Origin of the sequence: Aquimarina litoralis, assembly GCF_019295435.1 — a bacterium.
GTDB lineage: Bacteria > Bacteroidota > Bacteroidia > Flavobacteriales > Flavobacteriaceae > Aquimarina > Aquimarina litoralis_A.
Genome location: NZ_WEKL01000012.1, coordinates 74,737 through 92,609, shown reverse-complemented (window position 1 = coordinate 92,609; position 17,873 = coordinate 74,737). Strand labels below are relative to the sequence as shown.

3 protein-coding genes are annotated in these 17,873 nt (G+C 36.1%); all 3 read left to right on the top strand.

Annotated elements, in window-relative coordinates; genetic code table 11:
* Window positions 1-1,049: 1,049 nt before the first annotated feature.
* The 3 genes from GBO31_RS08820 (at window position 1,050) to GBO31_RS08810 (ending at window position 17,784) form a co-directional block, all read left to right on the top strand.
* Entirely contained in the window at window positions 1,050-8,018 is a 6,969-nt protein-coding gene (locus GBO31_RS08820; RefSeq protein ID WP_219007965.1) for a glycoside hydrolase family 48 protein, read from the top strand.
* 309 nt (window positions 8,019-8,327) lie between these two features.
* Complete coding sequence (locus GBO31_RS08815; protein ID WP_219007964.1) at window positions 8,328-10,709, top strand: cellulase family glycosylhydrolase; 2,382 nt, start codon at window positions 8,328-8,330, stop codon at window positions 10,707-10,709.
* A 124-nt stretch (window positions 10,710-10,833) separates the two neighbouring features.
* Window positions 10,834-17,784: a PKD domain-containing protein gene (locus GBO31_RS08810; RefSeq protein ID WP_219007963.1), complete on the top strand. Its 6,951-nt coding sequence runs from the start codon at window positions 10,834-10,836 to the stop codon at window positions 17,782-17,784.
* The last annotated feature ends 89 nt before the right edge of the window (window positions 17,785-17,873 follow it).

Genomic DNA, 17,873 nt, shown 5'->3' with positions numbered 1-17,873 from the left:
ATGATACATAGGGTTTTTAAATATTAATATAATTTTCTCTTTGTATTAAAATATACTCAATAAGTCAGGCTGAATTGTATATATGAGTTACTATTAATTAATAAAACTTGTATTTATGATAAGTATTTAGTCTATATATTACTTAAAGATTAAAAAATCCTGTAAGTTGTTTCTTGTTTAAAATTTTAACGTTTTTAAGAAAATTTTTATAAGAAATTACTTTATAAAATGATTTTTTGTTAAATTCGTTTATGGTTTTACCATTAAGAAAGTTATATTTTTATATAAAATTGATACTTTTTTATTTTTTTTCTTACCATATTTTCTTAGTATCTTCTTAACAAATGGTTTTTTTTCATTTTTTTTCTTGGTTAAGAGTTTGGTAGTTCAAATTTATTTTTCCCCTTAAAAACATTATACGATGGAACCGTTGTGCCTTGATTTATAGGTGTAGATAATAAAAATGTTAAGAGGTAGTAAAGGTATGGATGAGTCTTTTTTTACATCCAAGTTGTTATAACTTTGAATATCGGTTTATTTGTTACTTACTTTTAATTGTAGAAAAATAAATACCATATCTATTAATTGAAAATATCGATAAACGCATGAATTAAAATAACACACACAACATATCATACATTTTCCCTAATTAATGAATGATAGATCTTAATGACAGTGAACTTAAAACTAAACTAACTATGCGCAAACTCACAAACAAGGAGATACTGACATCTCCAAAGCTATTTTATTTAAAGAAAGCTTTGAATTCCGAAATAAGGCACTTTTTTAGCTGATTTTCCAAAGTACAAAAAGACTGATTAAAATATTGTAGAACAGATGTTGTTCAGGTAATGTTTTTGCATTATAAATTGGTTGACCAATTTATAGCGAACAATACAATATATATTACGAATTCTTTCTAATTCATATCGCTTAGTAATTGGTCTTACAGGTATAAAGGCTTAACAGTTAATTTCGACGTCTTAATTTACTTAACCAAAAAACTTAAAACCTAATCTAAAAACACAATTCTTAAAACTACACTTACAATGAGAAACTTTATTAGAATAAGCACAATGCTCATAGCGTGCTTATTATGTGCTACATCGTATGCACAATTTAATTACGGAGAAGCATTGCAAAAGTCCTTGCTTTTCTATGAAACACAGCAATCTGGAATTCTACCAGATTGGAATAGAATAAGTTGGAGGTCCGATTCTGGGATTAATGATGGAGCTGATGTTGGGCTCGATCTAACTGGTGGATGGAATGATGCGGGAGACCATGTAAAATTTGGTTTTCCAATGGCGTTTTCCGTAACAGCTCTTAATTGGGGATTCTTAGAGTATAAAGACGGATATGATGCCGCAAATCAGACAGAACATTTTAAACGAAATATTAAATGGGTTACAGATTACTTTATAAAGTGTCACCCATCACCTAATGTTTTTTATGCACAGGTTGCAGATAGTAAATCTCAGGATCATAACTTCTGGATGCCTGCTGAAATGGTAGATGTGCATCCTATGTATGGACAGCGAAAATCTTATGCATTAACCACTAGTAATCCCGGTACTGAGGTAGCTTGTGAGACTGCGGCTGCCTTAGCTTCAGCGAGTATAATATTTAAAGATAGTGATCCTGCTTATAGTGCAACTTTATTAAGTCACGCTATTGAATTATATAATTTTGGTGATACGTATAGAGGACTTTATACTTCTGAAGGAAATATTCCTGCAGTAGGAACGTATACTTCAGGAAATTTTCAAGATGAATTAACTTGGGGAGCACTTTGGTTATACAAGGCTACTGGTGATCAGAAATATCTTGATAAAGCGGAGGCAGAATATACCCAACCAGATTTTTTATGGAGCCTAGTGTGGGAAGATAAATCTTATGGTAATATGGTATTATTATCTATAATTACTGGAAAAGACATATATAAAGCTGATGCAGAACGCCATTTAGATTGGTGGCAAGAAGGTAATGGTGGTGTGAACTATTCTCCTGGAGGTCAGGCACATTTAACACAGTGGGGTTCTTTACGTCATGCAATGAATGCATCGCTGACCGCTTTAATTTATAGTGATAATGTAAATACTCCAAAAAGTAATCAATATAAAAACTTCGCTATCAATCAAGTGAATTATGCACTCGGAGATAACCCAAACAATAGAAGTTTAGTAACCGGATTTGGTGTTAATCCACCTACAAAACCTCACCATAGAGGACAACATTCTAGTTGGTCTAGAAGCAGTGCTAACCCAGTAGAGTCAAGACATACTATGTATGGAGCATTGATGGGAGGTCCGGCTAAACCAGATGACTTTTTTGAAGAAGACAGAGATGATTTTCAAGCAAATGAAGTAGCAACTGATTACAATGCATGTTATCAAGGAGTTTTGGCTAGAATGATTATGGAATTTGGTGGATCACCACTACCTAATTTTCCACAACCAGAGACTCCTGGATTAGAATTTGCTAATGAAGTAAAACTAAATAACGATCAAGCGAAATTTACAGAAGTAGCTATTTGGCTTAATAACCGTTCTGGATGGCCAGCTAGAGTTCCCAATACGTTAAAAGCTCGCTATTTTGTTGATATTTCAGAAGGTATTGCAGCAGGGTATAGTGCTAGCGATTATGAACTAACAGCAAGAGGAGCAGGAGGAACAACTATTAATGGTCTCCAAGAATGGGATGCTTCTAGCAATATTTATTATGCGGAAATTGAAGTAGATCAGAATCAAATGCCATTTCCTGGAGGTCAAGGAGAATACAGAAGTGAAATACAGCTAAGAATTTCATTGCCCACAAGTGCTCCAGAAAGTGCTTGGGATGCTTCAAATGATTTTTCTTACCAAGGATTAAATAATACATTAAAAATTGCAGATAATGTACCAATTTATGCAGATGGAGTATTGGTAGGAGGTAATGAACCTAATGGAGGAGAAGTACCAACTGCATCTTTTACAGCTACTCCCGTATCTGGAACAGCACCATTAGAGGTTTCATTTGATGCATCAGCTTCCTCAGACCCTAATGGAGATGCATTGACATATAATTGGGATTTTGGAAATGGACAGACTTCATCAGTGGTGGATCCTTTAATTACCTACACGGCAATCGGTTCTTACTTGGTAACACTTACTGTAAGTGATGGACAAAATACTTCTTCAGAATTTACAAGAACTATAACAGTTTTGGATGGAAACATAGCACCAGTAGCGGACTTTAGTGCTACACCAACATCCGGAGTTGCTCCAGTGACTGTTAGTTTTGATGCCTCAGTATCTACAGATGAAAATGGAGATTCTTTAACCTACATATGGGATTTTGGAGATGGAGAATCCGGTGCTGGCGTTACGGTTACTCATGAATATACTGCAATTGGAGAATATGATGCCAAATTGACGGTTAGTGACGGAAGTAAAGAAGATAGTAAAACCATAAAAATAACAGTAACAGACGGTAGTCCAATTGCTTCGTTTACAGTAAGTACTGACTCAGGAATAGCTCCTTTAGATGTTACTTTTGACGCTTCAGGATCGGTGGATCCTACAGGTGGTAATTTAACATATAGCTGGGACTTAGGAAATGGACAAACAGCTTCTACGGTAAGTACTGCGGCAACATACACACAGATAGGACAGGTTACCGTTACTTTAACGGTTACAAATGTAGCTGGTGATACAGATGTTGCTACCCAAATAATTAATGTTACTGATGGAAGTACAAGCTGTACTTTTGATACACCTATCGCTACTCCTCTACAAAATATTAATGATAGATACACAAATGTTTATGTATTAGGAGATGGAGGTCCAAGTTTAAGTAATTTTAGAGAGTTTTCAATTAATTGGGATTTACAAAACAACGGTCTTTATGTATTCGCTATGAATACTACAGATGGGCAACCAAATTGGTATGTAGATCTTAGAGATAATCTTACACAAACCTTTAACGCTGCTAGTCCAGATGCTGTTCTTACTGGAACCGGAATACCAGGTTTTGACGGATCTTATTGGGTGACAATTGATGAAGGTAATTTTGTAATGGTTTCTAAGACCGGTGGATATACAATTTACTTTTCAAATTCAGATGTCGAACCACAATGTGGTACTATTACTCCAGTTGTAGTTGACGGTGGAACAATTTCAGGAGGACCGTTTACCTTTACTGTTGGAGATGGAATAGTGGATAATGTATCAGGAATAAGTTTGTCTGGTGCCGAAGGAACAAATAGTACTTGGGTTATCACTGATGATCAAAATAATATTTTAGGATTACCACCGACTATAGCTGATGTTGAAGGAGTAGATTTTGATGGAGCTGGAACAGGAGTTTGTTTAATATGGCATTTGAGTTTTGAAGACGGATTGCAAGGAGCAGCTGTTGGTAATAACGCAGCAGATTTAGTTGGAGATTTTGATCTTTCAAATTCAATAACCGTTACTAGAAATCCAGTTGCTACCCCAGTAGTGGATGGAGGAACAATTTCAGGAGGACCATTTACCTTTATTGTTGGAGATGGTATTGCTGATAATGTTTCAGGCATAAACTTAACAGGAGCCGAAGGAACGAATAGTACTTGGGTAATTACAGATGATTTAAACAATATCTTAGGATTACCACCAACGATAGCTGATGTTGAAGGAGTAGATTTTGATGGAGCTGGAACAGGAGTTTGCTTAATATGGCATTTGAGTTTTGAAGACGGATTGCAAGGAGCAGCTGTTGGTAATAACGCGGCAGATTTAGTTGGAGATTTTGATCTTTCAAATTCAATAACTGTTACTAGAAATCCAGTTGCTACTCCAGTAGTAGATGGAGGTACCATCTCGGGAGGACCATTTACCTTTACCGTTGGAGATGGTATTGCAGATAATGTTTCGGGCATAAGTTTAACCGGTGCCGAAGGAACCAATAGTACTTGGGTAATTACTGATGATCTAAATAATATCTTAGGATTACCACCAACTATAGCAGATGTCGAAGGAGTTGATTTTGATGGAGCCGGAACAGGAGTTTGCTTGATATGGCATTTGAGTTTTGAAGATGGATTACAAGGAGCAGCTGTTGGTAACAACGCAGCTGATTTAGTAGGAGACTTTGATCTTTCAAACTCTATTACTGTTACTAGAAATCCAGCTTCTAATGGAAGTGATTGTTCTTTCGAAACACCAATTTCAACAGCACTACCAAGTGTAGATAATAGATACTCTCAAGTACATGTCTTAGGAAATGGAGGACCAAGTCTAAGTAATTTTAGAGAATTCTCTATTAATTGGGATCTACAAAATACAGGGCTCTATGTATTTGCAATGAATACAAATGATGGACAACCGAATTGGTACGTAGATCTAAGACCTAATCTTACATATAATTTTAGCACAGCAAACCCTGAAGCTAGTCTATCAGGAACAGGAATTCCTGGTTTGGATGGAGATTATTGGGTAACAGTAAATGAAACTGATTTTGTAATGGTTTCTAAAACAGGAGGGTTTACTATATATTTTAGTAACTCTGCTATAGCTCCAGATTGTGATAATACTGGAGGTAATACCGATCCAGTTGCGGATATTTCTGCAACTCCTATTTCTGGAGATGCTCCATTATTAGTTAATTTTGATGCATCAGCTTCTTCCGATGCTGATGGAGATGCATTAACGTATACTTGGGATTTTGGAGATGGAAACACTGCAAATGGAGTTACTGTAGAAAATACATTTACTTCTTTAGGAACTTATTCGACTACATTAACCGTTGATGATGGGAATGGAGGAACTGATCAAGCGGTTATTACAATTAATGTGACAGATGGAGATATTATTATAACTCCTCCAACAGATAATGCATATATCAATCGCTTTATAGAGCTGAGAAATGAGTTCTATGACCCTGCTAATGGATATTTTAGTGCAGACGGATCTCCACATCATTCTATTGAAACGTTAATTGTAGAGGCTCCAGATTATGGACATGAATCTACAAGTGAATTATATTCATACTGGTTATGGTTAGAGGTAATGAATGGAAGAGTTACCCAAGATTGGGCTCCATTGAGTAACGTTTGGGATAAAATAGAGCAATTTATAATCCCTACAAAAGCAGATCAACCAAGTAATGCAGCTTATAACCCTTCTTCACCTGCAGCTTTTGCAGCAGAATTCCCACTGCCTAGTGATTATCCTGCACCGTTAGAGTTTAATGCTCCCGTAGGAGTAGATCCTGTTTCTGCAGATTTAACAGCAACATATGGTCCGGATGTATATCAGATGCATTGGTTACTGGATAATGATAATTTCTATGGATATGGTAATAGAGGTGATGGAGTTAGTACACCATCTTATATCAATACGTTCCAAAGAGGAGAACAAGAATCAGTTTATGAAACAATACCTCATCCGTCTTGGGAAAGCTTTGATTGGGGAGGATCAAGCGGATTCTTACCATTATTTGTTGAAGATCAAAACTATGCAAGACAATGGAGGTATACAAGTGCACCAGATGCTGATGCTAGAGCAGTTCAAGCAATGTATTGGGCACAAATTTATGCAAAAGAACAAGGAGCTAGTTTAGGAAATCTTGACCTAGACAAGGCAACTAAAATGGGTGACTATTTGAGAATAGCCATGTTTGATAAATATTTTAAGCCCTTAGGAGTGCAAAGTGCTTCTAGTGGAGCGGGATCTGGATATGACAGTGCACATTACTTAATGTCGTGGTACATGTCTTGGGGTGGTTCGGCAGATCCTGCTTCGCAATGGGCATTTAGAATAAGCTCTAGTCATTGTCACTTTGGATATCAAAATCCAATGGCAGCCTATGCATTGACCCAAGTAGATGAGTTAAAGCCAATATCTCAGAATGGAGAAAGAGATTGGAATGAAAGTCTGAAAAGACAAATGGAATTCTACACCTGGTTACAGTCTAAAGAAGGAGCAATTGCTGGTGGAGCGACAAATAGTTGGAATGGAGATTATAGTGTTTATCCTGCAGGAAAATCTACATTCTATGGAATGGCATATGATAAAGATCCAGTATATCACGATCCAGGAAGTGGAACTTGGTTTGGATGGCAAGCTTGGTCTATGGAAAGAGTTGCAGAGTATTATTATATTACTAACGACCCAATGGCAAAAGCTTTAATGGATAAATGGGTAGCTTGGGTAAAAAGTGAAGTACAACTTATTGGTACTGATGACTTTGAAATTCCTGCAACATTAGAGTGGACAGGAGAACCAGATACTTGGGATCCAACTAATCCAGGTAGTAATACAAATCTAAGTGTAACGGTTACAGATTATGGAAAAGATTTAGGAGTTGCAGCTTCTATGGCCAAAGCATTAATTTATTACGCAGCAGCTACTCAAAAGCATAGTACTTTCGATACAGATGCAAGAGATCTTGCTAAAGAAGTGCTTGACAGAATGTGGAATACCTATAGAGATGATAAAGGAGTTTCTTCTCCAGAAGACAGAGGAGATTTTTCAAGAATCTTTGAAGAAGAGGTATATGTTCCAAATGGTTTCACAGGAACGATGCCAAATGGAGATGCAATTGAGCCTGGAGTTACATTCTTAGATATTAGATCTGGATATAGAAATGATCCTGAGTTCGATAGATTGGAAACAGCTTATAATGCTGGAGCAGAATATACTCAACGCTACCACAGAAGTTGGGCGCAGATAGAAGTAGCTTTAGCAAATGCTGAATTTGGATACTTCTTCTCAGATCAAGAACCTAGCACAAAAGCACCAGATAAAATATTTGAAGTAACAGCTACTCCAAATCCAGCTTCTGATTATATCAATATTACTACAAATTTTGATATGAAAAATACCAGAATTAGAGTAATAGATATTGCTGGAAATGTAGTAAGAACTGAATCTCTTGTTAATAAACAAAAATCAACAAGACTTTCAGTAAATGAGTTACCTACGGGAATGTACATTTTAGAAATTTATGACATTACCACAGGAGATAAGTTTAGAGATAAAATTATCAAGAAGTAAATTAATACAGGAGAGAGGCAGCATTGCCTCTCTCCACTTTTTTTGCCCGTTAAATAAACCTAGTGGATTTGTGGATTGATCTGTTTATCTAATCAATTAGGATTGATAAACATGGTGTGCTCACATTGCTGCTTCTATTACCTAATACCCAATAAATATGATATTTCAGAATATAATGTGCATTCATAAGGGCAATGCTTTATCTTTTAATATGAAGTGCAGAGGATTGATGAAAGAGTTGAATTATTCTGAAAACAACATTGGATGATGAAATTTTATCCAAAATCAAAAACAATTAAAAAACTACAAATGAAACAATTCATAAACTTTGCAATAGTGCTATTATTTCTTTTAGGAAATGTATCTAGTGCTTTTGCTCAACAGCAAAACTGGCTTTCAGTTTCCGGGAACAAGTTATTTGATTCTACAGGAAAGGAAGTAAGATTAACTGGAGTAAACTGGTTTGGTTTTGAAACACAAACGTATTTCCCACATGGAATTTGGAGTCGAGATATGAAAAGTGTACTTCAGCAGATCAAAGATTTAGGATTTAATACCATCAGAGTACCATGGTCCAATGAAATGCTAAACCCAAGCTCAACCATTAGTATTAATTCGTACGGAACAGATGCCTACACTGGTATTTCGCCAATGAATGAAGAAGAGTCGCAGATTACAAAACCTATTGAACTGATGGATATTTTGGTACAATGGTGTCAGGATAATGATATCAAAATTGTATTAGACAATCATTCCAGAGCTGCTGATGGATATTTAGCAGAAGATCTTTGGTATACCAATGAATATTCAGAACAAAGGTGGATCAATGACTGGTTATTTATGACCGAACGTTATAAAAATTATTCAGCTGTTGTAGGTATGGATTTAAATAATGAACCTCATGGATCTTCTTGGGGTAATAGCAATCCAGCTACCGATTGGAATAAAGCAGCAGAACGATGTGGGAATGCCATTTTAGAAGTAAATCCCAATGTATTGATTATTGTTGAAGGAGTGGGAGAATTCGAAGGGAATTCCTATTGGTGGGGAGGACAATTAATGGGAGCTAGACAATATCCGGTTCAATTATCAAATCCTTCAAAATTAATGTATTCAGCTCATGAATATGGACCAGAAGTCGCACCACAAGATTGGTTTGAAGCTGCTTCTTTTCCTCAAAACATGCCACCAATATGGACAGAGAATTTTCATTATCTATATGAAGAGGAAACATCTCCACTATTTATTGGGGAGTTTGGTATTAAAGATCAGGATGCATTTGGAGGTGTAGCTTTTACTTGGTTTACAGAATGGGTAGATTTTATGGGAAGCATTTATTCATGGACGTTTTGGACTATGAATCCAAATTCTGGAGATACTGGCGGAATATTACAAGATGATTGGACTACTGTAAATGAATGGAAAATGGACGTGCTTAGACCGCATTTCGCTCCATTTATACCTAACGTTGTAGGGGGAACCGGAAATTTACCTCCATCAGCAAGTTTTACAAACAATCCTAGTTCTGGTAATGCTCCTTTAACGGTGCAATTTGATGCTTCTCAATCTTCAGATCCTGATGGAGATGCTTTATCATATTCTTGGAATTTTGGAGATGGAACTACGGCAACAGGAGTAAGCATTTCGCATCTTTTTGATGCACCTGGTAGTTATCAAGTAAGCTTAACAGTAAGTGACGGTTCATTGAATGATACAGTAAGCAAAACAATAACAGTAAACGATGATACTGTTCCTACAGTAACGGCTAGTATTTCAGTAGATACTAATTCCGGAGTAGCACCAGCTACAATTAGTTTTGATGGATCAAGCTCTGCATCGTCAGATGGAAGTGCTTTGTTATATAATTGGGATTTTGGGGATGGTACTTCCGGTTCGGGAGCTATAGTAGACCATGAATATACAACAGAAGGAAGCTATATAGCAGTACTAACGGTAACAAACGCTGATGGAATTTCAGATACAGAGCAATTAACAATTACAATAACGGGATCAGGTAACGGAGGAGATTGTACCTTCGGAGCTCCATTAGCCAATTCATTGCCTACAATTGCAAATGCATCCTACAGTAATATTTATGTATTTGGTTCTGGTGGCCCAGATTTAAGCAATGTAACTAATTTTACAATCAATTGGGATTTACAAAATAATGGTTTGTGGCAGTTATCCATGAATACCAATAATGGAGTGCCAAGTTGGTGGAATGATCTTAAAAACAATATAACTAGTCAAAATTTTAATGCTGCACAACCGAGCATAACCCTTTCTGGAACTGGATTTGCAAATCTTGATGGAGCGTATTACGCAACACAAGATGGTCAGAACTTTGCTTTAGTGGCCAAAAATAAAACCTATACCATTTATTTCAGTAATAGCAATACAGCTCCTAATTGCTCAGATCAGCTAAAAAAACCTGAAGATACTAGTATTCAACTAAAAGCTTTTCCAAATCCCGTTTTGGATAGATTAGTAATTACAACTAACAATACTTTTGAAACTAACCAAGTAGATATTGTTGATGTAACAGGAAAAGTACTAAAAAGAATTTTAGTTACTAAGAATGTCGATTCTAATAGTATAGAAGTAGATTTTTCAGATGTGAAATCAGGAATATACTTTGTGAAAGTCAGAAGTCAAAATGAAACAATTACTAAGCAAATTGTAAAACAATAACAAAATGACAAAGGAAAGAGATTACTACCTTCCTTAACTCCTTAGTCTCTTTCCTTTTTATAACATTCAAAAACAGCTTTTTTTAAAAGTACAACAAAACAATTCAAAAAACTCACAACTTATTATGGGACCAACACCACAAAATAAGTGTGGATGGCTTTCGTATTTTAAAAACATACGTAAAACGCTTTTTTACACAATAGGAGTTCTAACTTTATTTGGTCTGGTAGCGTTATCTTCATTTAATATGATGTATGACGGAACTGCCGGTCCAGAAATGACAACACAAACTTGGCCTGCAGGAACATTTCTTGCAAATTTTCCAGAAGGAGATAGAATTAATACCTACCATCGTAATTATTTAATGATCAATGGTCAAGCAGGAACAGGAGTTTGGGATATTTCTAATCCTACTGCTCCAAAAAGAGTTCAATTCAGTGACGCCGCGAATAATGGACATCGATGGTGGAAATTAGATGGAGATCTGTTTTATAGAGAATATTCTGTGCCAGAAGTAGAAGGTACTGGATATAAATATTTAGATCTTTCTGATATGCTAGATCGTAAACCAGTTACTACTTCTGATATATTATATACGGTTCAAGATGGGCAATCTAATTATGATAACTTAGAAACATTTCCGCATACGATTAATGGAAATCGTGTATACGACATGCGATCAGGAGAGCAAGTAGATGATATACCTGCTTCAGTATCGCTACCAGATGTAGTAGTCCGTGTTGGGAATTATGTTTTTTATGCACCTCAAACCGGCGATATCAGTGTTTTCGATTTTGGGAATCCTGATGATATTAAATTTTTAGGATCTTTTGGTGGAGATATTCCGCACGAACAATATAGTACAGGAATTCAGCTTTGGCGAAATTACTTGGTTTTCATGAGTGGAAATCAAGGGCCTGATGCCTTGGTAGGTTTTGATATAAGTGATCCTACTAATGTAAAAAGAGGATTCAGTCTACATTCTGATCAAATTACATTAGGGAGATATATGATCTTCCAAGATGAATATGGATTTTCTGGAAGGTTTGATAGAGGAGTAAAGTTCAATTTTGAAACCATGGAAGTTGAACAAGAGTTTATTCCTCCATCCAGTGATGAAACGCTACAGTTCATAGATAATCAATGGATGCCTATTGGACATATTTTGGTTGCCAGTGGGGATGATAAAACGTCCATTTTTGCACACCAAGAAGGCTTGGATATAAAACCACCTTCCGTAGGACATCATTTCCCGATATCTGGTGCTATTAATCAACCTATTACTACAACTATAGGTTTTGTGATTAATGAAACTTTAAATGATCTTACCTTAAATGATCAAACAATTCAGGTGAGCCCTTTAGGTGGCCAACCTATTAAGGGTGATGTAACAACTACTTCGTATCAAGTGATTAATTATGCTCCCAAAGAAAAATTATTACCCAATACAACCTATGAAGTAAAATTTGTTGAAGATGGAATCAAGGATGCTGTTGGAAATGGAATGGAAGAATACATTTTTTATTTCACTACTGGGGGAGATTCATCTAATCAATCTCCAGAAGTTACCAAAATAGAATTGAATACTCCATCGCCAATAATTGTGGGCACTAATTTAGAGTTTATTGCAAATGCCACAGATCCCGACGGTAATTCGCTGAATTACCGATGGGATTTTGGTGATGGTTCTCCAAAAACAGATTGGATCGGTAATACTACTAATCACATTTTTACGGAAGCAGGAAACTACACGGTTCAGGTACAGGTTTCTGATAATAATGGAGGATTTGCGGTAGCTTCTCAATCAATAGTAGTTACTAATAATATATCTGAAAATGCTCCTAAACAATCTGGTCCAATAGTAGTGGACGAAAATAACAGAGTTGTTTGGTCAGTAAATCCTGATAATAACTCAGTTACCCTTATAAACGCAGATAATTTCACTATTATCGATGAGGTTGCTGTAGGAAAGGATCCTGTAAATATAGCTTTGGATGTCAATGATAATGTTTGGATCACATGTAGAGATTCTGATGAACTCTATATTTTAAATAATCTAGGTGTTTTTGTGAAGAAAATTTCCTTAGATAGAGGTTCCAGACCTTATGGTATTGTATTTACACCTGATGGAGCTCGTGGTTTTGTTTCAGCGTTTGGATCGGGAGAATTGATAGAGGTTAACTCAGCGACAAATACTGTTGTATCTTTATTACCTATAGGAGGTACTCCTAGAGCACTTGCTATAACTGGAGATGGAGAAAAATTGTTAGTAACTCGATTTATATCTCCAAATCAGGAAGGTCAAATTTGGGAAGTAGATTTATCTACCTTTACTCTTAAAAATACGATCGGATTAGCACTGGATGATTTTACAGTGGATAACGGTAATGAAGGAAGAGGGTTACCTAATTATATCGCTGGCATTAGTATTCATCCTGATAGTCAAACCGCATGGTCTGTAGCCAAAAAAGACAATACATTAAGAGGTTTAGCAAGAGATGGAAAAACATTAACTTTTGATAATGTAGTACGGACTGCAATATCTCCTATTAATATCACTACGAGTAGCGAGATGCTTCAAAATAGGTTAGATATTGATAATCATGGTCAGCCTTCTTCTGCTTTGTTTAGTCCTACAGGGAATTACCTTTTCATCACAATGCAAGGGAATAACCGAATCGTGGTTATTGATCCTAAAACAGGTTTGGAACTTGTCAAAAAAGATGTGGGTAAAGCACCTCAAGGAATGGCTTTTGACCAAGCAACCAATCGATTGTTTGTAAAGAACTTTATGGATCGTTCGATTACGGTATTTGATGCCGATCAAATCGTTACCCAAGGAACAACATTGTTAGAAGAAGTAACAACTATAAATACCGTTAATCAGGAGTTATTAAGTGCTGAGGTTTTGAAAGGAAAGCAGATATTTTATGATGCTGCCGATATCAGAATGGGAACAGATGGTTATGTAAGTTGTGCCAGTTGTCATATCGATGGAACACAAGATGGAAGAATATGGGACTTTACAGACCGCGGTGAGGGATTACGTAATACTATTTCATTAGTTGGTCGTGAAGGAACAGGACATGGTAGAGTTCATTGGAGTGCTAATTTTGATGAAATTCAGGATTTTGAAAATGATATTCGTTTTCATTTCAAAGGACAAGGTTTTATGGATAATGCAACTTTTAACGAGGGTACTACAGCATTAACTTTAGGAAGTCCAAAAGCAGGAAAATCTGCTGATCTAGATGCTTTAACAGCGTATATCGAATCTTTGAATCAGTTTGACCCAAGTCCATACCGAAACCAAGATGGTTCCTTAACCGCTGATGCAGTAGCTGGAAAATCAATTTTTACCGATCTTCAATGCATGTCATGTCATGGAGGAGATGGCTTTACGGATAGTCCATCAGGAAAATTACACGATGTTGGGACTATTGTTACTACTAGTGGAAATCGTCTCGAAAAACCATTGTTAGGAATCGATGTGCCTACCTTAAAAGATGTTTGGGCAACTGCACCATATCTTCATGATGGATCAGCTAAAACCATTAGGGAGGTATTAACAACTTATAATCCAAATGATGCACATGGAGCTATATCAACATTGAGTGCAAGTGAAATTGACCAACTAGAAGCATATATCAAACAAATTGATGGATCAGAATCCGAAATAACAGGAACTCAATTATTAGAGATGGCATCTCCAGTTGATGGAGCTCAAATTGATACTTCAGATCCGGTAAAGCTATCCGTCAATACAGATATTACTGATGTTTCTAAGATCGAGTATTATGTGGATGATGATTTAATAGGAACGGTGACCACTTCTCCTTATGAAATGAATTGGAATCCGGTAATTTGGAAAGCATATAGAATTACAGCAAAAGTATTTTATAATGCCGCTAAAACAGCTTCAATTACCCCAGAAATTCAGGTGAATTATAAGAATACGATCAAAGTGATGTTCGTAGTTGGAGATAAGGATAATCTTTCAAATGAAGATCAACGTATAAAATCCAGATTAGAGCAAAAATTAGGATTTGCAATTACATTATTCTCTGATGAAGAAGCTACCAGTCCTCAATCTGCTAATCCATTTGATTTAGTATTAATTTCCTCTTCTGTCGATCCGAGAGAACTGGGGAATGATCTTGAGGGAGCTCGTGTGCCATTAATGACATGGAATCCATTTATGTACGGTAAACTTAGAATGACTTCAGGACCATTGAATTCTGGTTTTGGAATTACCTCTGAAGGATTTTCAAAAGTGACCATCGCTGATACGGATCATCCAATGGCAGCTGGCGCTGATGCACAAACAGCATTATACGGAATCACTCAGAGTTTACCATTTGGAAATCCATTTGAAGAAGCTATAATTGTTGCAAAAGCAGGAACACAACCAATTTTGTTTGGATATGAATCTAGTATTTCAATCCCATCCAGAAGAACAGCATTTCCATTACGTGATCAGTTCATGCATTTGTTGACAGAGCAAGGACTCAAAATGTTTGATGCAGCGGTTATCTGGACATTACATGGTGGTGATGCTATTACACCAATTGGACCATTACCAGATATCTTTTTTACATCTCCGGTAGACGGACAAATGGTGAATGCTCCAATAACGATCAATTTTGAAACTGAAGGATGGGAATTGCCGTCGCAACAATACAAACTTCGATTTAAAATAGATGGTCAGGACAGAGGACTGATTGATGCTGAAGGACCTCACGCAGATGGAACAGCTTTAGCCGAAGGGCCTCATGAATTGACACTGCAAATGGAGCGTAGTGATAACTCTGTTACAGATTTGGGAGAAACAATAACAGTTATTGTAACTAAGGATCAGTTGCCTCAAGATCCTACAGTAATCATACAATCCCCTTCTGATGGAGGATTGGTAGGTCCTGATTTTGAAATAGAATTTACCACATTCTTATGGGATATCACTCCAAATGGTCAGCATATCAAATATTTTATTGATAATGTTGAACAAGGTTCGGTTTATAACGTTGCGCCAATTGCAGTTACAAACCTTTCTGAAGGAGAACATACTATAAAATTGATAAGAGCTAATTCTAATGGAGAAATTGTAGGTGATCCAACAGAGATCACGATTACTGTAGATGAAAGATTTGGAGACTTACCAGATACAGATTTCAGTTTAGAATATCGCGACAATAGTTCAGGAGTTTCTACTGTAGAATTAAAACCAGTATTTCAAATTGTGAATGAGTCTAATCAAAGTGTTTCATTGGATGATTTCAAAATACGATATTGGTTTACTCCAGAACATGATATTCCGATGAACTTTAATATTGACTATTCACAACCTACAGGTGTCAATGGCAATTATGGAGTTCAGGATAATGAACATTATTTAGAAGTTGGCTTTTCTACATCATCAGGAAATATAAATGCGAATAGTAAATCCGGTCAAATACAAACTCGATTACATCATGCAGGATTTCAAACACATAATCAAAGCAATGATTTTTCGTATGATGCTTCTAAAACGTCATTAAAATCACATGTATTAGTAACTCTCTATTATCAAGGAGTATTAGTTTGGGGATTAGAACCTATTCAAGGTGATAATACCAACAGAAGTCCAAATGCTGTGATAACGAGTGATGTTAGTTCTGGTGAAGCTCCGTTAGCTATAAATTTTGATGCAAGCAATTCTACTGATCCAGATGGCGATACACTATCCTATAGTTGGGATTTTGGAAATGGAGATACCGCTACGGGAATCACAACTTCTTATACATATCAACAGCTTGGAACCTATGAAGTAATGCTAACAGTAGATGACGGTAATGGGAAAACGGATACAGATATGCTCACAGTTGAGGTGCAAAATACATTACCAGGCTTAGAAGCAAACTTTACCGCAACTCCAGTTTCTGGAGATGCTCCGTTACTGGTAAGTTTTGATCCATCGAGTTCTATTTTTCCTGTTGGATCTAGCATTGATTATTTATGGGATTTTGGAGATGGAAATACTAGTAATTTAGAAAACCCTTCACATACGTATACTATAGCAGGGTCCTATGCTGTTACTTTAACAATTAGTGATGGAATTCAATCGGATGTATCTTCACCAATAACTATTACTGTTTTGGAAGGAAATGTAGCTCCAGTAGCGAGTTTTAGTACTTCTGTAGCTACAGGAATAGCTCCACTTGTAATAAGTATGGACGCATCAGCATCTTCAGATGCTAATGGAGATATATTAGAGTATTTATGGGATTTTGGAGATGGTACTACCGGAAATGGTGAAACTGAGAGTCATACATATACGATAGAAGGAATATATACCATTACACTAACAGTAAGTGATGGTTCTTTGTCAGATAATGTAACACAAACGATTACCGTAACCCAACCATCATCTGGAAATGACTGTAGTTTTGGAGCTCCATTAAATACTGCATTACCAACCTTAGCTAATATTTCATACGATAATGTACATGTTTTAGGTCAAAATGGTCCAGATTTGAGTAATGTAACCAATCTGACAGTCAATTGGGATTTGCAAAATAATGGATTATGGCAACTTTCCATGAGCACAAATAACGGAAACCCAGGATGGTGGATTGATTTGAAAGCTTCTATTGTTAGTCAAACTTTTGGACAAATAGCACCTGATATTGTTTTGTCTGGAACTGGAATATCAAATTTTGATGGTGCCTACCTTGTAACAATGGATGGTGACAATTTTGCACTGGTCTCTAAAAGTGGAGCTTATACTATTTACTTTACAAATCAAAATAGTATTCCTGATTGTCAAAATAAGGAAAATGATCCTTCTACTCTTGAAGGTGTTATAGCTATCAAAGCATTTCCAAATCCGGTTACAGATTATCTCAGCTTGGAAAGTAATTCTAGTTTGCAAGAAGCTTTTATCCGAATAGTGGATATCAGTGGAAAAACAATAGCATCAAGATATGTTCAAGAAGATGTAAAAGGAATGAAACTAGATATGGCCACAGTTCCATCTGGTGTATATTTTATTCAGATTCAAGTAGACAAGAAAACTATAATTAAACAGATTGCCAAGTAAATGTGAAACTGTTGGGCGCCAAATTCTTCAAAGGTGTTCAACAGTTATCTAAAACATCGAATTCAAAAAGTAAAGTTTTATCACGTATA

Coding starts and splice junctions, on each gene's coding strand:
- GBO31_RS08815 (WP_219007964.1), top strand. CDS start 8,328: ATGAAACAATTCATAAACTTTGCAATAGTGCTATTATTTCTTTTAGGA.
- GBO31_RS08820 (WP_219007965.1), top strand. CDS start 1,050: ATGAGAAACTTTATTAGAATAAGCACAATGCTCATAGCGTGCTTATTA.
- GBO31_RS08810 (WP_219007963.1), top strand. CDS start 10,834: ATGGGACCAACACCACAAAATAAGTGTGGATGGCTTTCGTATTTTAAA.